17 protein-coding genes and 2 tRNA genes are annotated in these 17,709 nt (G+C 69.9%); 12 read left to right on the forward strand and 7 right to left on the reverse strand.

Annotated features, from left to right (window positions below; all coding sequences use genetic code 11):
- Positions 1–21: 21 nt before the first annotated feature.
- From ACZ48Y_RS09255 to ACZ48Y_RS09285, 7 genes are all read right to left on the reverse strand, one after another.
- Entirely contained in the window at positions 22–675 is a 654-nt protein-coding gene (locus tag ACZ48Y_RS09255; protein ID WP_464740627.1) for an SdpI family protein, read from the reverse strand.
- Positions 672–944 carry a metalloregulator ArsR/SmtB family transcription factor gene (locus ACZ48Y_RS09260; protein ID WP_464740629.1) on the reverse strand — a complete coding sequence of 91 codons (273 nt, stop codon included), beginning with the start codon at positions 942–944 and terminating at the stop codon, positions 672–674. The genes ACZ48Y_RS09255 and ACZ48Y_RS09260 overlap by 4 nt, the downstream gene beginning before the upstream one ends.
- Positions 945–975: 31 nt before the next feature.
- Positions 976–1,185, reverse strand: coding sequence for a hypothetical protein (locus ACZ48Y_RS09265; protein WP_464740631.1), 210 nt, complete (start codon positions 1,183–1,185; stop codon positions 976–978).
- Positions 1,186–1,273: 88 nt separating this feature from the next.
- Complete coding sequence (gene ispG / locus ACZ48Y_RS09270; protein ID WP_464740633.1) at positions 1,274–2,503, reverse strand: flavodoxin-dependent (E)-4-hydroxy-3-methylbut-2-enyl-diphosphate synthase; 1,230 nt, start codon at positions 2,501–2,503, stop codon at positions 1,274–1,276.
- 46 nt (positions 2,504–2,549) lie between these two features.
- Positions 2,550–2,624: transfer RNA gene (locus ACZ48Y_RS09275), tRNA-Glu, on the reverse strand.
- 99 nt (positions 2,625–2,723) lie between these two features.
- A tRNA-Lys gene (locus ACZ48Y_RS09280) sits at positions 2,724–2,799 on the reverse strand.
- A 64-nt stretch (positions 2,800–2,863) separates the two neighbouring features.
- A complete protein-coding gene (locus tag ACZ48Y_RS09285; RefSeq protein WP_464740635.1) occupies positions 2,864–4,243 on the reverse strand; it encodes a PucR family transcriptional regulator in 1,380 nt (459 codons plus the stop codon).
- A gap of 181 nt (positions 4,244–4,424) precedes the next feature.
- On the opposite strand from ACZ48Y_RS09285, the gene dapA reads away from it, so the two are divergent.
- From dapA to ACZ48Y_RS09345, 12 genes are read left to right on the forward strand one after another with little or no spacing between them, the layout of a single operon-like run.
- Entirely contained in the window at positions 4,425–5,303 is an 879-nt protein-coding gene (dapA, locus tag ACZ48Y_RS09290) for a 4-hydroxy-tetrahydrodipicolinate synthase (RefSeq protein WP_464740637.1), read from the forward strand.
- Positions 5,300–6,046 (forward strand): fumarylacetoacetate hydrolase family protein, encoded by a 747-nt coding sequence (locus tag ACZ48Y_RS09295; protein WP_464740639.1) that lies wholly within the window; start codon positions 5,300–5,302, stop codon positions 6,044–6,046. The genes dapA and ACZ48Y_RS09295 overlap by 4 nt, the downstream gene beginning before the upstream one ends.
- Positions 6,043–7,569: a 5-carboxymethyl-2-hydroxymuconate semialdehyde dehydrogenase gene (hpaE, locus tag ACZ48Y_RS09300; RefSeq protein ID WP_464740641.1), complete on the forward strand. Its 1,527-nt coding sequence runs from the start codon at positions 6,043–6,045 to the stop codon at positions 7,567–7,569. The genes ACZ48Y_RS09295 and hpaE overlap by 4 nt, the downstream gene beginning before the upstream one ends.
- On the forward strand, positions 7,569–9,011 hold the full coding sequence (gene hpaB, locus ACZ48Y_RS09305; protein ID WP_464740643.1) for a 4-hydroxyphenylacetate 3-monooxygenase, oxygenase component: 1,443 nt from the start codon (positions 7,569–7,571) through the stop codon (positions 9,009–9,011). Before hpaE ends, hpaB begins: the two co-directional genes overlap by 1 nt.
- Positions 9,012–9,013: 2 nt before the next feature.
- On the forward strand, positions 9,014–9,979 hold the full coding sequence (gene hpaD, locus ACZ48Y_RS09310; RefSeq protein ID WP_464740645.1) for a 3,4-dihydroxyphenylacetate 2,3-dioxygenase: 966 nt from the start codon (positions 9,014–9,016) through the stop codon (positions 9,977–9,979).
- Positions 9,976–11,478, forward strand: coding sequence for a 3-hydroxyacyl-CoA dehydrogenase NAD-binding domain-containing protein (locus ACZ48Y_RS09315; RefSeq protein ID WP_464740647.1), 1,503 nt, complete (start codon positions 9,976–9,978; stop codon positions 11,476–11,478). The genes hpaD and ACZ48Y_RS09315 overlap by 4 nt, the downstream gene beginning before the upstream one ends.
- A gap of 12 nt (positions 11,479–11,490) precedes the next feature.
- The gene (locus ACZ48Y_RS09320) at positions 11,491–12,666 is read left to right on the forward strand and encodes an ABC transporter substrate-binding protein (protein ID WP_464740649.1); all 1,176 of its coding nucleotides are present in this window, start codon (positions 11,491–11,493) and stop codon (positions 12,664–12,666) included.
- 14 nt (positions 12,667–12,680) lie between these two features.
- Positions 12,681–13,679 carry a branched-chain amino acid ABC transporter permease gene (locus ACZ48Y_RS09325; RefSeq protein WP_464740651.1) on the forward strand — a complete coding sequence of 333 codons (999 nt, stop codon included), beginning with the start codon at positions 12,681–12,683 and terminating at the stop codon, positions 13,677–13,679.
- Positions 13,676–15,418: a branched-chain amino acid ABC transporter ATP-binding protein/permease gene (locus tag ACZ48Y_RS09330; RefSeq protein ID WP_464740653.1), complete on the forward strand. Its 1,743-nt coding sequence runs from the start codon at positions 13,676–13,678 to the stop codon at positions 15,416–15,418. The genes ACZ48Y_RS09325 and ACZ48Y_RS09330 overlap by 4 nt, the downstream gene beginning before the upstream one ends.
- Positions 15,418–16,143 (forward strand): ABC transporter ATP-binding protein, encoded by a 726-nt coding sequence (locus tag ACZ48Y_RS09335; RefSeq protein WP_464742904.1) that lies wholly within the window; start codon positions 15,418–15,420, stop codon positions 16,141–16,143. The genes ACZ48Y_RS09330 and ACZ48Y_RS09335 overlap by 1 nt, the downstream gene beginning before the upstream one ends.
- Entirely contained in the window at positions 16,140–16,502 is a 363-nt protein-coding gene (gene paaI, locus ACZ48Y_RS09340; RefSeq protein WP_464740655.1) for a hydroxyphenylacetyl-CoA thioesterase PaaI, read from the forward strand. Before ACZ48Y_RS09335 ends, paaI begins: the two co-directional genes overlap by 4 nt.
- Complete coding sequence (locus tag ACZ48Y_RS09345) at positions 16,499–17,704, forward strand: thiolase family protein (RefSeq protein WP_464740657.1); 1,206 nt, start codon at positions 16,499–16,501, stop codon at positions 17,702–17,704. The genes paaI and ACZ48Y_RS09345 overlap by 4 nt, the downstream gene beginning before the upstream one ends.
- Positions 17,705–17,709 lie beyond the last annotated feature (5 nt).

Here is a 17,709-nt window from a genome sequence, read left to right on the forward strand (position 1 = left end):
TAGCCTACCGCGCCCGTGGCCTCATGCCTGAACCTCTTCCCGCCAGATCCGGTAGGAAAGCCAAACCAGATAGATCGCGGCGATTAGCAAAAGGCCGATCAGCGCGAGCACCGCGTAGGCGACGCTGGGCCGCGGCCAGAAGAGGGCCACCAGCACCATCGCGGCCCCCAGGGCGACGAAGACCCAGCCCGCCAACCGGTTGGTCACCTGCCAGCTCCGCCGGCTGGTGAGCGTCCAGGGGGTGCGCACCCCGAAGACCCAGTTCTGGGGGGCTTTGGGCAGGTCGTTGCCGATCACGAGGAAGAACAGCCCAAGCCCCAGCCAGAGGCCCCGAAGGCCGGCTTCGCCGGGCTGGCCAGCGAGGGTGGCCCGGGTGAGGTAGAGGATGCCGAGCTCCAAAAGGGTGAACCCCCAGGCCGTCACCCCCACCAGCAGGGGCCAGTGCTTCCACTCGCCCCGCCGGGACGGGTCGAACCGGGGCCAGCCCCAAAGGAGGCCAACCAGGAGCAACTGGACCGCGGGCACGATCAACAGCGCGTACTTCGAGCCCCAGCGGTCGACCGTTCCGCCGAAATCCCAGTGGGCGGGGATCCGCTCGGGAAAGACGGCCACCGCCCAAAGGGCCGCCACCCAGTTAAGCGCCAGTGCCAGCACCGGAGAAAGGTTTTGCTTCATCCTCGCTCCCCCCCCTTCAGCTCGATCAAGAAGGCCAGGGCGTCCTCGAGCACCGAGGTGGAAAGCCGGTAGATCCGCCGCCGGCCCTCACGCTCGACCTCCACCAGGCCGGCCTCGCGCAGCACCCCGAGGTGCTGGGAGAGGGTCGAGCGGGCCAAGGGGAACCGCTCGGCGAGCGCCCCCGCGCTTAAGGGCCCCTCCCTGAGGGCACGGAGGATTGCCCGCCGGGTGGGATCGGCGAGGGCGCGGAAGACGGCGTTCCCGACCACATCTTTACTGTAGAACTTCTCATTTCGCTTGTCAACGAAATATCCCTTGCCGGGCTCCGTCCCTTCGCCGGTCGAGGAGCGACGGGAGGAGGGTGATCAGCCCCAAGGCCCCCAGGAAGAGCACCAGGTTGGCTAAGGAGGAACGCCGGAGGGCGGCCAGGGTGAGCGGGGGCGCGAGCGCCCGCCGGGCCGCCGGCATTCCGGCGAGGCCGGCCCGGGCGAAGGGGAGGCTAAGCCGCAAGAGCGGGTAGACGAAGGGGCCATGCGCCAGGCGCGGGGGTCCAGGCCAACCCCCTCGGGCGGGGCGAGGGCCGCCAGGACGGCCAGGGTTAGGGTGACGAGGTGGGCCAGGACGGCTCCCCCCCAAACCGCCGGGCGACGTAGGCCTCGAGGAGCTCGAGAAACCGCGCCTCGAGGTCCTCTCCGGAGAGGGTGACGTGGTGGGCGCCGTCGACGTAGACCGGTACCTTGGGGTCCTCGCCGGTGCCGGGGAGGCTGATCCCGATGTCCGCGTGCTTGCTCTCCCCGGGCCCGTTGACCACGCAGCCCATCACCGCCACCTTGAGGGTTTCGACCCCGGGGTACTTGGCCTTCCATTCCGGGAGGCGGGCCTTTAGGTAGGCCTCGACCCGCTCGGCGAGGCGCTGGAAGCGGTCAGAGGTGGTGCGCCCGCAGCCCGGGCAGGCCGAGACCTCGGGGGCGCGGCGCCGGAGTCCCAGCGCCTGGAGGATTTCCCAGGCGATCTCCACCTCGCGGGTGCGGGGTTCGCCGGGACGGGGGGTGAGGGAGACCCGGATCGTGTCCCCCAGGCCTTCGAGCAGGAGGGGGGCGAGGGCGGCGACCGAGGCCACCACCCCCTTATCCCCCATCCCGGCCTCGGTCAGCCCCAGGTGGAGGGGGAAGGGGGTGCGCCGGGCGAGTTCGCGGTAGACCTCGATCAGCTCGGGAACCCGGGAGACCTTGGCCGAGAGCACGAGCTTGTCCTCGGGGAGGCCCAGGGCCAGGGCGTACTCCGCGGAGCGCACCACGCTCTCCACCAGGGCCTTGAGGACCACCGCCTCCGCGGGGAGGGGCTCCGGGCGGCGGGCGTTTTCGTCCATCAGCTCGGCCAGGACCTCCATGTCCAAGGAGCCCCAGTTGCCGCCGATGCGCACCGGCTTATCGAGGTCCTTGGCCACCGCGATCATCTCCGAAAAGGCGGCGTCCTTGCGCTTTTTCCCCAGGGTGCCGGGGTTGATCCGGTACTTGTCGAGGGCCCGGGCCGCGTCCGGGTGGTTGCGCAGCAGGATGTGGCCGGAAAAGTGGAAATCCCCGACCAGGGGCACGGTCACCCCGAGGTCCTCGAGCCGGGCCTTGATCTCCGGCACCGCCCGCGCCGCGGCTTCGGTGTTGACGGTGATGCGCACGATCTCGGCCCCGGCCTCGGCGAGGGCCGCGACCTGGGCGGCGGTGGCGGCGGCGTCGGCGGTGTCGGTGTTGGTCATCGCCTGGACCGCGATCGGGTGATCGCCGCCGACGGGGACCGGGCCGATGTGAACGGTAGGGGTGGTGCGTCGCATCGCTTTATTCAACCAAAGGAAAAGGGCCGGGCCAAGCCCGGCCGCTTGGTGACCCCAGGGGGAATTGAACCCCCGCCTCCGCCTTGAGAGGGCGGTGTCCTGACCTCTAGACGATGGGGCCCTGTAAGGGGGCGGGCTCGGCCGCGCACCAGAAGCATAGTCTAGCCCAGGGCGCGGGATGTTGCAAGCAAACGGGGCCCCGGACGCGGGGCCCCGAGGCTGGTGGGCCGTGAGGGATTCGAACCCCCGACCAGCCGATTAAAAGTCGGCTGCTCTACCAGCTGAGCTAACGGCCCGGCCGCTTCGCCCTAGGCGATTATAGGAGCGCCGTATCCCAGCGTCAAACCGCCGTTTTGGGAGTTATCCGGTTAAAAGCGCCCGGGCCCGGAGCGCCAGGTGGACCTGGGCCAGGAGCTCGGGGTGCCTGAGCCTGCCGCCGAGTTTGGCCTCGATGCGCTGGAGCCGGTAACGCAGGGTGTTGGGGTGGACGTGAAGCGCGCGTGCGGCGGGGGCCAGCTGCCCGTCGTGGGCGAGGTAGACCTCGAGGGTGCGCACGAGCTTTTCCTCGAGGGGGAGAAACCGCTCGACCAAGGCCTTCAAGTCCTCCGGAGACTGCTGCAAGAGCACCCAGGCCACCGGGTCCAGCTCGGCGAAGCCGGCGGGCGTTTGGCCGCTGGCCGCCTTTAGGGCGATCAACGCCTCGCGGTAGGCCGCGGGCACCTCCTCGAGCTGGCGGTGGGGGGCGGAGTAGCCCAGCTTCACCCCCTCTCCGAGCGCCCGCGAAAGGCCCTCGGCCTCGCGTGTCAGCGCGTGGGTCTGCCACAGCGCCACGGCCCTTCCCGCCCGGGTCGAGACCAGGTACCCGACCCCCAGGTGGGCGAGGTAGCTGCTCGCGCGCTGGCGCAGCGATTGCAGCACCTTCCGCCTTCGTTCCTCGGCCAGACGGTGCTGTCCGGGGATCGGGGCGGGTTCGGCGAGGGCCAGGGCATAGGGAAGCCCTGGGTGGAATCCGAAGGCGATCGCCCGACGCTCGTCGGCGGCCCGTTCGAGGAGGTCATCGAGCAGGGCCGCCCGCAGCCCCTCCTCCTCGATGCGCTGGGCCTGGTCCAAGAGCCCCCTGGCGGCCAGGACCTGGGACGCCAAGCTTAGCAGGCCGCGCGCGGTGTCCAGCGCCTCGGGGTTGCCAAAGGCCACAAGCAGCCCTTCCCCGGCGGAAAAGGCGAGGTAGTCCGGCCCTTCGCCGGGGGCCTCGGGCAGGGTCTGGGGAAGGGGGCCAACGCCCGCGCGCCGTTCCCCCCACGGGCTGACCAGGGCCAGAGGGAGGCGGGTCCAACGATGCAGGGTTTCCAAGAACCGTGCTTCGTGCGCGGCGAGCCGTTCCAGGGACTCGATCAGCGGTCCCAGGGTCATCAGCTGGGGCATGCAGGCCTCCAGGATCCGCTGTTGGGCTTCGGCGATGGCTGCGCCGAGCTCCACCCACGGAGGCAGCACCGCCAGCCCCAGTTCGTGGTGTTTGGCCAGCGCGGTGAGCGCGGGCTCCGGGTCCTGGCAAAAGATGCCCGCGCCGCGCTGTTTGAGGAGCCTCTGGCCCAGCCGCTCGTGCCCTTTCGGGGCCACGACCAGGGCGTGGAGCACGGGGTTTGCGAGCTCCTTTTCAGTGCCAACCCAGGTCACCGGACGCGTCGAGGGGGCCAGCAACTTCAGCCCCATCGCCTGGGCGAGCTCACCGAAACGCAACATGCTTAAACCCTCCTAAAAACGTTGCTGGTTTTGTCCCTTATACCAAAGGGATTGAGGCCGGGCAAGCATCTCTTAGGACATTTGTCCTTAATCGCCAAAACCTCGCGATTGTTTTGGATCATTCGCCAATAGCGTCCGGTGGCTTCCGGGAAGAGAATTTGGGCGACACGGGAGGTGCGGAGTGTTTGAGGGCTCGGTGGTCCCCCTGGTGACCCCCTTTCGCAATGGGGCGATAGACGAACAAGCGTTTGTTCGGCTGGCGGAGCGGCAGATCGAGGCAGGAAGCCACGGACTGTCGGTGGGCGGGACCACCGGCGAGCCGGCCTCGCTGACCTTTGAGGAGCGCAAAAGGCTGATCGCGTTGACGGTCGAGGTCTCCGGGGGGCGGGTACCGGTTCTGGCCGGAACCGGCAGCGCCAACCTGGAGGAAACGGTCGCCCTCACCCGCTACGCCAGGGACGCGGGTGCCGATGGGGCCCTGGTGATCACCCCCTACTACCTCAAGCCCAGCCAGGAGGGGCTCTACCGCTATTTTTCCGCGGTGCTCGAGGCCGTGCCCGAGTTTCCCGTGGTGATCTACAACATCCCCGGCCGGGCCTGCGTGCCGGTTGCCGTCGAGACCCTGGTCCGTCTGCGCGCGCGTTACCCCTGGGTGATCGGGGTCAAGCACGCCCTCAAGGACCTGGACGTGGTGACCGAGACCCTCTTGCGGTTGGGGGAGGCGTTTGGGGTCTTCTGCGGCCTGGAGTCCCTGACCTACCCGATGCTCGCCCTGGGGGCCCGGGGGATGATCGCGGCCACCGCCAACCTGGTGCCCGAGAAGGTCGCCGGGCTCTATGCGGCCGTCAAGCGCGGCGACCACGCCCGGGCGAGGCAGCTGCACTACGAGCTTTACGAGCTCAACGACGCGATCTTCTGGGAGACCAACCCGGTGCCGCTGAAGTACCTGATGGCCAAGGCGGGGCTCTTGGCGCCCGAGTGGCGGCTTCCGCTGGGGCCGCCTTCGCCGGAGGTGGCCGCGCGGCTCGACGCGCTGGCCGCCAAGTGGGGGTGGGCATGAAGCGGGGCCGCATCCTTTATCGGGGACGCCTGCGCGCGGTGCGCTGGGAGGCGGGGGCCCTGGTCGACGAGGCCGGGGGGCGCCACGACCCCGAGACCGCGCATTACTGGCTTCCCTTCGCGCCCAGGACGATCTTCGGGCTGGCCCTGAACTACCGCGGACACGCGGGGGAGCTCGGGCTTGAGGAGCCCAAGGAACCGGTGCTCTTCCTAAAACCCCCGTCCAGCCTGGTGCCGCACCGGGCACCGGTCGAGTATCCCAACGGCGCCGAATACATGCACTACGAGGCCGAGCTCGCGGTGGTCATCGGCCGGCCCGGGCGCAGGATCAAGCCCGAGCGGGCGATGGACCACGTCCTCGGCTACACCGTGGCCAACGACGTCACGGTGCGCGACTACGTCGGCAACCTCTTCCGGCCACCGGTCAAGGCCAAGGGCTGGGACACCTTTACCCCCCTGGGCCCGTTCCTGGTGGACGCCGAGGACCTGCCCGACCCCCACGCGCTGACCCTTCGCGCCTACGTGAACGGCGCGCTCAAGCAGGAGGGCTCGACGGCGCAGATGGTCTTTACGATTCCCGAAGTCATCGCCTACATCAGTCGTTTCCTTACCCTCCAGCCCTACGACGTGATCCTCACCGGCACTCCAAGGGGGCTTTCGCCAGTGCGCCCCGGCGACACGATGCGCGTCGAGGTCGAGGGCGTCGGGGCCTTGGAGAATCCGGTGATCGAGGAGGCGGTATGAAGCGAGCGTTTGATCCGGCGTTCATCGAAGCCGTTCGGGAGACCCTGCGCCAGGGCTCCATCCCCCACTACATCGACGGCGAGTTCCGCGAAAGCGTCTCCGGCGAGACCTTCGAGACCCTGGACCCTGCCGAGAACAAGGTGCTGGCCCGCGTGGCCCGGGGTCGGGCCGAGGACGTGGAGGCCGCGGTCCGGGCGGCCCGGCGGGCCTTCGACGAGGGGCCCTGGCCGCGGCTCTCGGCCAAGGACCGCCGCCGCTATTTGCTGCGCGTCGCCGAGCTGATCGAGAAGTACGCGGACGAGCTCAGCGTGATCGAGTGCCTGGATACCGGGCAGGTGCTGAAGATCATTCGCGGAGGGCAGATCCCCCGGGCCGCGGCCAACTTCGCCTACTACGCGGAAAAGGCCACCGAGGCCTTCGACGGCGAAACCTACCCGGTCGACGACCGCTTCGTCTACTACACCTTCCGTCAGCCGGTGGGGGTGGCTGGGCTGATCACCCCCTGGAACACCCCCTTGATGCTCGAAACCTGGAAGCTCGCCCCCTGCCTGGCCAGCGGCAACACCTGCGTCTTGAAGCCCGCCGAGTGGTCGCCGCTTTCCGCCTGGTTTTTGGCCAAGATCTTCGCCGAGGCCGATCTCCCCCCCGGCGTGGTGAACATCGTCCAGGGGTTCGGCGAGGAGGCGGGCGCGGCCCTCGTCGCCCATCCCGGGGTGCAGTTGATCAGCTTCACCGGGGAGACCACCACCGGAAAGATCATCATGAAGACCGGCGCCGACACCTTGAAGCGCTACTCCTTCGAGCTCGGGGGGAAGAGCCCGGCCCTGGTCTTCGCGGATGCCGACCTGGACCGGGCGCTCGACGGGGTGATCTTCCAGATCTTCAGCCTCAACGGCGAACGCTGCACCGCGAACTCGCGGCTGCTGGTCGAGCGTTCGGTGTACGACGACTTCGTGGCGCGGGTGGTGCGGCGGGCGGAACGGGTGCGCGTGGGCCATCCCCTGGACCCGGACGCCGAGGTGGGGCCGCTGATCCACCCCGAGCACCTGGCGCGGGTGCAGGCCTTCGTCGAGGAGGCCAGGGCCGAGGGGGCACGGGTCCTCGCCGGCGGACATCGGGTGGGGGAGGTGGGCAACTACTTCGCGCCCACGGTGATCGAGGCCGAGCCCGGCATGCGCATCGAGCAGGAAGAGGTCTTTGGCCCGGTCCTGGTGACGATGCCCTTTGGCGATGAGGCGGAGGCGGTGGCGATCGCCAACGGCGTGCGCTACGGCCTGGCCGCGTACGTCTGGACCCGGGCGCTCGAGCGCGCGCACCGCCTGGCCCGGGCCATCGAGGCGGGGATGGTCTGGCTGAACAGCCACAACGTCCGCCACCTGCCCACCCCGTTCGGGGGGATGAAGGCCTCTGGGATCGGTCGCGAGGGCGGGAAGCACAGCTTTGCCTTCTACACCGAGGAGAAAAGCGTCATGGTGCCCCTGGGCCCGCACCCGATTCCCAAGTTCGGCAAGGAGGAAGACTGATGGCGAGAACCGGCGCAGCCTACATCGAGGCGCTCAGGACCGCGCCCCCCAACCTCTGGCTCAAGGGGGAGCGGGTCGAGGACCCCACCACCCACCCCGCCTTCGCTGGCGTGGTGCGCACCATGGCTGCCCTTTACGACATGCAGCACGATCCGCGCTGGCAGTCGGTGCTCACCTACCCTTCCCCGGACAGCGGTCAGCCGGTGGGGATGAGCTTTCGGGAGGCCCACGGGGTCGAGGACCTCAAGAAGCGCGCCGCGGCCTACAAGGCCTGGGCGGATCAGACGCTGGGGCTGATGGGGCGGACCCCGGACTACCTCAACGCGGCGCTCACCGCCTATGCGCAGGCCGCCGACTTCTTCGCCCAGGGGGACCCCCGGTTCGCCGAGAACGTGCGCGAGTACTACCGCTTCGTGCGGGAGAACGACCTTTGCACGACCCACGCCCTGACCAACCCGCAGGTCAACCGCGCCAAGAGCACCGTCGAGCAGCCCGACCCCTACATCGCGGTGGGGGTGGTGCGGGAGACCAAGGACGGGGTCATCGTCCGCGGGGCCCGGATGCTGGCCACCTTCCCCCTCGCCGACGAGATCCTGGTCTTCCCCTCCACGGTGCTCAAGAGCGAGCCTGGGGCGGAGCGCTACGCCTTGGCCTTCGCCCTGCCCACCAACACCCCGGGCCTGCACTTCGTCTGCCGCGAGCCCCTGGCCGGCCGGTCGACCTTCGATCATCCGGTCTCCTCGCGCTTCGAGGAGATGGACGCGATGGTCGTCTTCGACGACGTCTTGGTTCCCTGGGAGCGGATCTTCATCCTGGGCTCGGTGGAGCTCACCAACCGGGCCTACGCCGAGACCGGCGCGCTGCACCACATGGCCCATCAGGTGGTGGTGCACAAGGTGGCGAAGACCGAGGCCTTTTTGGGGCTGGCGAGCCTCATCGCCGAGGGCATCGGGGCGGACCGCTTCGGCCACGTGCGCGAGAAGATCGCCGAGATCATCGTCTACCTCGAAGCCATGCGCGCGTTCTGGCAGGCCGCCGAGGTCGAGGGGTCGGCCAACGCCTACGGGGTCTTCGTGCCCAGCCGGGCCAAGCTCGACGGCGCGCGCAACCTCTACCCCAAGCTCTACCCCAGGCTTCGCGAGATCATCCAGCAGATCGGGGCGGGGGGCATGATCCTGATTCCCTCCGAGCGCGACTTCGAGGGCCCGCTGGCCGAGGCCATGGCCAAGTACATGCAGGGGCGCAACCTGGAGGCGCGCCAGAAAGCGCAGCTCTTCCGCCTGGCCTGGGACATGACCCTTTCCAGCTTCGGTGCCCGCCAGGAGCTTTACGAGCGCTTTTTCTTCGGCGATCCGGTGCGCATGTACCAGGCGCTCTACGAGGTCTACGACAAGGCACCCTACAAGGAAAAGATCCAGCGGTTCTTGGGATGGGAGGGGTAGCGATGCGTCCGGACGTGGTGCGGATCGGACAGGTGGGGCTTTGGGTGCGGGACCTCGCCGCCGCCCGGGCCTTCTACGTCGACCTTTTGGGGTTCGTCCCGGTGGCCGAGCGGCCGGGGGAGCTCTACCTGAGGGGCTACGAGGAGCGGGCCTGGAGCCTCCTCCTCAAGGAGGGGCCAACGCCGGGGGTGATGTGGATCGGCTTCAAGGTCGCCTCCGAGGCGGACCTGGACCGCGTCCTGGCGTTCGCGCAGGCCCGCGACCTCCCCGCCAAGGAGCTCGAGCTCTTCGAGCGGCCCCGCGCGGTGCGGCTCCAGGACCCTTTTGGCTACCCCCTGCTCTTCTACCACCGGGACGTCAAGCACGAGCGGCTCTTGCAGGCCTACCACCGCTACCGCGGACCGGGGATTTTGCGCATCGATCACGCCAACGTCTTCTCCCCGAGGGTGGGGGCGACGCTTGCGTTCTACCGGGAAGGGCTGGGCTTTCGCCTCACCGAGTACACCGAGGACGACGAGGGGCGGATCTGGGCGGCCTGGGTGCACCGCAAGGGCAACGTCCACGACCTGGCGTTCACCAACGGGGAGGGGCCCCGGCTGCATCACTTCGCCTACTGGCTGCCCGATCCCATGGCGATCATTCGCGCCGCGGACATCCTGGCCGGCGCCCGGCAAACGGACCGCATCGAGCGTGGCCCGGGGCGGCACGGGATCTCCAACGCGATGTTCCTCTACCTCCGGGATCCCGACGGGCACCGCATCGAGCTCTACACCTCCGACTACCTGACCGTCGACCCCGACCTGGAGCCCATCCGCTGGCAGCTCAACGATCCCCGCAGGCAGACGCTCTGGGGGCACAAAACGCCGAAGAGCTGGTTCTTGGAAGGCAGTCCGGTGGCCGCGTTCGAGGGCGGCGTCATGCCCACGACGAAACCCGAGCTGGAGGGGATTCCGGAGCACGTGATATGAGCGCGAGGGAAACGGTCGCCGTGGTCGGGGCGGGCACCATGGGCCGGGGCATCGCCCAGGCGGCAGCGCTCGCGGGGTTTGAGGTCAAGCTCCACGACCCCCATCGCGAGGCCCTGGACAAGGCCAAACGCGCCATCGCCGCCTCGCTTGAGCGGGCCCGGGACCGGGGTCGCCTGCACGAGGCCCCGGAGGCGGTGCTCGCGCGGATTCACCTGGTCGAGGGGCTTTTCGACCTGGCCGACGCGACCTGGGTGATCGAGGCGGTCCCCGAGGAGTTGGCCCTCAAGCAGCGGGTCTTCGCCGAGCTGGGCGAGGCCAACGCGGAGGCGGTGTTGGCCACGAACACCTCGACCCTTTCGGTGACCGCGATCGCCCGGGCGGTGCCGCGGCCGGGCCGGGTCATCGGCCTTCACTTTTTCAATCCCGCCCACCGCATGCCCCTGGTGGAGGTCATCCCGACGGTGATGACCGAGCCCGGGGTGCTCGAGCGCACCCTGGCCTTCGCCCGGCGGCTGGGCAAGGAGCCGCTGGTGGCCAAGGACCGGCCGGGGTTCTTGGTCAACCGCCTGGCCCGCCCCTACTATGGCGAGGCCCTGGTCCTCGCTGGAGACGGCGTCCCCCTCGAACAGATCGACCGCATCATGCGCGGGCTGGGGTTCCCCATGGGCCCCTTCGAGCTGATGGACTTCATCGGGATCGACGTCAACTTCGCCGCCACCAAGAGCGTCTGGGAGCAGACCTTCCACCTCCCCCGCTACCGGCCGCACTGGCTCCAGGCGGAGCGGGTCAACGCGGGCTGGCTGGGACAGAAGACGGGTCGGGGGTTTTACGTCTACCCCAGGGCGGAAGAAGCGAAAGCCGAGGTCGCGCCACGCCCTCTGCCGGCCCTGGTCCTGGGAGCGGGGCCGGTCGCCGCGGCGCTGGCGCCGAAGCTGGAGCGGGTCGGGCCCGAGGCGGCGCGGGTGATCCTCGACCTCCGAATACCCCTAAAGGAGAAGGCCTACCCCCGCGAGGCGCCCCCGGGCCTTCCGGTCCTGACCCTGGTCTGGGGGCACTCGGCCTCGCGGGCGGTTCCGTGTTATCCCGAGGCCGGTGAGGTCTATGGCGTCAGCTTGGTCCCGCCGCTTGCGTCCGGCGCTCCGATCGAGCTCATGGCCCCCGAGGGCGGGGAGGTGCCGGACTGGGTCGAGGCTTTCGCGGCCTCCCTGGGGCTGACCCCGCGGGTGATCCCGGACCAGCCGGGGGGCGTGGGGTTTCGCATCCTGGCCATGCTGGTCAACGAGGCGCACAGCGCGCTGCGCGAGGGGTTGGCCGAGGCCAAGACGCTGGATCGGGCGCTCGTCCTCGGCACCCGCTACCCCCGGGGGCCCCTGGCGTGGGCAGGGCACCTGGGGCTTCCTTCTTTGCTCGCCGGGCTCGAGGGCCTCTTCCAGGAACTCGGCGAGGAACGGTATCGGCCGGATCCGCTGCTGCGACGACGGGCAGCGGTCGGTGTTTAGGAGGTGAGGGAGATGCGAAAAGGTTGGTGGGTGATCTTGGGATGGTTGGTCTTGGCCCTGGGGCTGGCCCAGGTCGAGGTGCGCGTCGGGGTGACCCTCTCGACGACGGGTCCCGCGGCCTCGCTGGGCATCCCCGAGAAGAACACCCTGCTCTTGATCGAACAAGGCAAGCTCCTGGGGTTCCCCGAGGGCACGACGGTCAAGTTCTTCATCCTCGACGACGGCACCGACCCCACCGCGGCGGTCAAGAACACCAAGAAGCTGATCGAGGAAGACCGCGTGCACCTGATCATCGGCGGCACCACGAGCCCCAACTCGCTAGCGATGATCGACGCGGTGGCCGAGGCCAAGGTGCCGTTCATCTCGCTGGCCGCGGCCAAGGCGATCATCTACCCGGTTGACGACAAGCGGTACTGGGTCTTCAAGACCCCGCAAACCGACGAGCTGATGGCCAAGGCGGTGGTCTCGGACATGGTCGCCCGGGGCATCAAGACCGCCGCGTACCTCGGCTTCAACACCGCTTACGGCGAGGGCTGGGCGCGTGAGTTCGAGAAGGCGGCCAAGGCCGCGGGGATCCGGATCGTGGCCAGCGAGCGCTACTCCCCCAAGGACACCTCGGTGACCGGGCAGGTTTTGAAGCTCATCTCCCGCCGCCCGGACGCGGTGCTGATCGGCGCGGCCGGGACCCCGGCGGTGCTGCCGCAGCGCACCCTGGTGGAGAAAGGGTACAAGGGTCAGATCTACCAGACCCACGGGGTGGCCAACCCGGCCTTCCTCAAGGTCGGCGGGCGCTACGTGGAGAACACCCTCCTGCCCGCGGGCCCCATCCTGGTCGCGTCGCAGCTCCCGGACGCCTTCCCCTCCAAGCCGGTCGCGCTCTCCTACATCGTGGCCTACGAGGCGGCCTACGGCCTGGGCAGCTACTCGACCTTCGGGGGGCATGCCTACGATGCCTGGAAGATCGCCAAGGGCGCGATCGCGCGGGCGCTTAAGAAGGCCAGTCCGGACGACCTCGCCGCCTTCCGCAAGGCCCTTCGCGACGAGATCGAGGCCACCCGCGGGGTCGTGGGCACCCACGGCGTGTTCAACATGAGCCCCGAGGACCATCTCGGGCTGTCGTTCGAGGACGCCGCGGTCATCGTCCGGGTGAAGGACGGCAACTGGGTGCTGGAGCGCACCTTCCGCTGACGCGCGGGTGGGGCATGGATCCCCTCATCTTCGGTTTTCTTCTCAGCGACGGCTTGATCGGCGGGGCCTTGTACGCCCTGGTGGCCCTGAGCCTGGTCCTGGTCTTCGCGGTGACCCGGGTCATCCTCATCCCCATGGGCGAATGGGTGGTCTATGCCCCCCTGACCCAGGCGCTCCTGCTGGAGGGCCACGTGCCCGGCACCGTGGCCCTCTCCAGCCTGCTCTTGGCGGTTTGGGCCTGGCTCGACCGCCGCCGCGGCCGGGGGGCGCTCCGGCTGTTGCTGGCCGCCCTGGCCGTGGGGTTGCTGGGCGTTTTGGGGGCTCGGGTGCCGGCGCTGGCCTGGCCGGTGGCCCTGCTCGTGGTGCTGCCCCTGGGGCCGGCCACCTTCCGCCTCTTTTTCGAGCCCCTGCCCCAGGGGTCGGTGCTCCTTTACCTGATTCTGGCGGTCGGCCTGCACTTCGCCTACAAGGGCCTGGGGCTGGCCTTCTTCGGTCCCGAACAGTTCGCCACCCCCGCGCTCTGGTCCGGCGAGGTGGCGCTCTTTGGCGTCCCCGTGCCCGGGCAGGGGCTGGTCGTGGTCGCGGCCTGTGCGGTCGTCGCCAGCGCCCTCTTCCTGTTCTTTTCCCGCTCGCTCTTCGGAAAGGCGTTGCGCGCCGCGGCGGTCGACCGCGTCGGGGCCAGGCTGAGCGGCATCAGCGTGCGCGAGGCCGGGCGCGTGGCCTTCTTGCTCGCCACCGCGATCGGCGCGCTCGCCGGCCTCCTGACCGCGCCGCTCTCTAACGCCGGCTACGACATGGGGTTCTTGCTGGGGCTCAAGGGCTTCGTCGCGGCCATCGTCGGCGGGCTGGTGAACTACCCCCTGGCGGTGCTCGGCGGGGTGTTCGTGGGCTTGATGGAGTCCTTTAGCTCCTTCTACGCCAGCGCCTACAAGGAGGCCATCGTCTTCGTCTTGCTCTTGCCGGTGCTGGCCTGGCGCAGCCTGGTCGCCCGGGAAGTGGAGGAAGAGGAATGAGGCGCGCGATCTGGTTCCTCCTCCTGTTGGTGCTGCCCTGGGTGCTGCCCCCCTTCTATCAGACCCTTTTGGTCTTCACCGCGATCTCGAGCCTGGTGGTGGTCGGGCTCTACCTGCTCACCGGGCTCGCGGGGCTGACCAGCTTCGGTCAGGCGGCGTTCATGGGGGTCGCCGGGTACACCAGCGCGATCCTCGCGGTGCGCTTTGGGGCCTCCCCCTGGCTGGGCCTGGTCGCCGGGCTCGCGGTCACCCTGGTCTTCGCCCTGGGGCTGGGGGCGCTCACGGTTCGGCTGAAGGGCCACTACCTCCCCCTGGCGACGATCGCCTGGCAGGTCGCGATCTACATCGTCATGGGTTCCTGGGTGGCGCTGACCGGGGGGCGCACCGGGCTGTCCGACCTGCCCGCGGTTAGCCTGGGTGGGCTCGAGCTCCGCGACCCCCGCCACTACGCCTACCTGGCCTGGGGGCTGGTGGGGCTCTACGCCCTTGGCCTTTGGAAGCTGGTGCGCAGCCGGCACGGACGCATGGTGCGCGCGCTGCGCGGGGACGCGGTGGCCGCCGCTAGCTTCGGGGCCAGACCGCCGGTGTTGAAGCTCTGGGTCTTCGTCCTGGCCGCGCTCGGGGCCGGCCTCGCGGGGTGGCTCTACGTGCACTTCATCCGCTTCGTGAACCCCAGCCCGTTCTCCCTCGAGGCCTCGATCTTCTACCTGATCATGGCCGTCGTCGGCGGCGTGCAGTCCCTCCCCGGGGCCTTCCTCGGGGCCGCGCTGCTCACCGGGCTGGAGCAGTGGCTCAAGGACCTGGTGCCGCTGCTCCTGGGCAAGAGCGGCAACTACGAGATCATCGTCTACGGGCTCCTGCTGGTCGCGATCCTGCACCTCGCCCCCAAGGGCCTCTGGCCCTGGATCGAGGCCCGCCTCCCCCGCGTCCGGCCCCGCCCCCCCGAAGGCCCGGGCCTGGCGCCTCGCCAACCCCCCCTCGCGCCCGAGATGCTGCGCGTCGAGGGGCTGACCAAGGCCTTCGGCGGGCTGCTCGCCGTCAACCGCATCAGCTTCGAGGTGCGCTCCGGGGAGATCGTCGGGCTGATCGGTCCCAACGGCGCCGGGAAGTCCACGCTCTTCAACCTGATCGCCGGGGTGCTGCGTCCCGATGCCGGAACGGTGCGCTTCCTGGGCCAGGAGATTACCGGCCGCTATCCCTTCGAGACGGTGCGCCTGGGGCTCGTGCGCACCTTCCAGCACCCCCATCTGTTTCCCGAGATGACGGTGCTGGAGAACGCGCTCCTCGGCACCTATCCGCGGACGAGGGCCAGCCTACCGGCCTCGATCCTGGGGCTGGACCGGGCGGAGGAGGCGCGCGCCCAGCGCGAGGCGTTCCTGGCCCTGGAGCGCGTGGGGCTGGGCGGGTTGGCCTTCGAGAAGGCCTCGGCCCTCAGCCTGGGCCAGCAGCGCCAGCTCGAGGTCGCCCGGGCGCTGGCCGCGGCCCCGGTGATGCTGTTGCTCGACGAGCCCGCGGCGGGGCTCAGGGCCGGGGAGAAGCGGGCCCTGGCGGCCCTGATCCGTTCCCTGCGCGAGGCCGGCATCACCATCCTGATCGTGGACCACGACATGGACCTGGTGATGCACCTGGTGGACCGCGTGGTGGTCATGCACTACGGGGAGAAGATCGCCGAGGGGACGCCCGACGAGGTCCGGCGCCATCCCGCGGTGATCGAGGCCTACCTGGGAGGGGCGGCGTGATCCTCGAGGTCCGGGACCTGGAGGTCCGCTACGGTGCGGCGGTGGCGGTCGACGGCCTCAGCCTCGAGGTGCGCGAGGGGGAGGCGGTGACCCTGATCGGCCCCAACGGCGCGGGCAAGACCAGCACCCTGTTGGCGTTGATGGGCTTGGTGAACGGCCGGGGCACGGTGCGCTACGCGGGGGCGTCGCTGGACCGGTTGGAGCCGGAGGCGCGGGTCGCCCGGGGGCTCGTCCTGGTGCACGAACAACGGCACCTCTTCGGCTCGATGACCGTCGAGGACAACCTCCGGTTGGGGGCCTTTCTTCGCTACAAGCGCGGGGAGCGCGACCTCGAGGCGGACCTCGAGCGCGTCTACGCACTCTTTCCCCGGCTCGCCGAGCGCCGTCACCAGCTCGCCGCCACGATGTCCGGGGGCGAGCAGCAGATGCTGGCGATCGGGCGGGCGCTGATGGCCAAGCCCCGGCTCCTCTTGCTCGACGAGCCTTCCTTGGGCCTGGCGCCGCTGATCGTGCAGGAGATCTTCCGCACCCTGGCCCGGCTCAAGGAGGCCGGGACGACCCTTCTCGTGGTCGAGCAAAACGCCCGGGCGGCGCTGGCCCTCGCCGATCGCGGCTACGTCCTGGAGGCGGGGCGCGTGGTGCTCGAGGGCCCCGCGGACGCCCTGGCCGATGACCCCCGGGTGCTCGAGCACTACCTCGGGGGGGCCAAGGAGGGGACGCCTTGAGGGATCCTTTGATGCAGACCCTGGGGATCGAGGTCGAGGCCCTGGACGCGGCCGCGACCCGGTTGCGCCTGAAGGTGGACCGGCCCCATCTCAATCTGCACGGCACCGCCCACGGCGGGGTCCTCTACGCCCTGGCCGACGCCGCCTTCGCCCTGATCTCCAACCTCGAGGTCAAGGCGGTGGCCCTCTCCACCCGCATGGACTACTTCCGTCCGGTGCGGGCCGGCGAGGTCGTCGTGGCCCTGGCCCGGCCCCTTCACCGGGGCCGGCGCACCGCCACCTACAGCGTCGCGTTGAGCGTGGAGGACCGCTCGGTGGCGCACTTTACGGGAACCGTCTTTCACCTGGAGGAAGCATGAGGGAAGCGTGGATCGTCGCGGCGAAGCGAAGCCCCATCGGGCGCTACGCGGGGGCGCTGGCCCCGGTGCGCCCGGACGACCTGGCGGCGCGGGTGCTCGAGGCCCTGATGGCGGAGAGCGGCGTGCCCAAGGGCGAGGTCGAGGACGTCTACCTGGGCTGCGCCAACCAAGCGGGGGAGGACAACCGCAACGTGGCCCGGATGAGCCTGCTCCTCGCGGACTTCCCGGTGGAGGTCGCCGGGGTCACGGTGAACCGCCTCTGTGGTTCCGGGCTCGACGCCGTGGCCCAGGCCGCGCGGGCGGTGATGCTCGGCGAGGCCGAGGTCTACATCGGGGGCGGGGTGGAGTCGATGAGCCGCGCCCCCTGGGCGGTGCCCAAGCCCGAGACCGGCTACGCCCGGGGCAACGCGGTGATGTACGACACCGCGCTCGGCTGGCGCTTCGTGAACCCCAAGATGGCCGAGCGCTACGGCACCGAGTCGATGGGGGAGACGGCGGAAAACCTGGCCGAGATGTACCGGATCCCCCGCGAGGCCCAGGACCGCTTCGCCCTGCGCTCCCATCAGAAGGCGGTGGCCGCGATCGACGCCGGGCGCTTTGCCGACGAGATCGTGCCCATCGAGGTCACCACCCGAAAACGGCAGTACCGGGTAGAGGTCGACGAGGGGCCGCGCCGCGACACCAGCCTGGAGAAGCTGGCTCGCTTGCGCCCGGCCTTTCGCGAGGGGGGCACGGTGACCGCTGGCAACAGCTCCTCCCTCAACGACGGCGCGGCGGCGCTGCTGGTGACCAGCGCCGAGTACGCCCGGCTCCACGGCCTTCGCCCCCTGGCCCGGGTCCGGAGCATGGCGGTGGCCGGGGTGCCGCCGCGGATCATGGGCATCGGCCCGGTCCCGGCCACGGAGAAGGCCCTCAAGCGGGCCGGGCTCACCCTCGACGACCTCGACCTGATCGAGCTCAACGAGGCCTTCGCGGCCCAGGCCCTTTCGGTGCTTAAGGCATGGGGGCTCGACCCCGAGGACCCCCGCTTGAACCCCAACGGCGGCGCGATCGCGCTCGGCCACCCGCTCGGCTGTTCGGGGGCGCGGATCCTCACCACCCTGCTCCACGAGATGCGCCGGCGGGAGGCCACTTTCGGCCTGGCCACGATGTGCATCGGGGTCGGGCAGGGCATCGCGATGGTGGTCGAGCGCGTGGCGTGAGGAGG

The organism is Rhabdothermus arcticus (genome assembly GCF_055382915.1).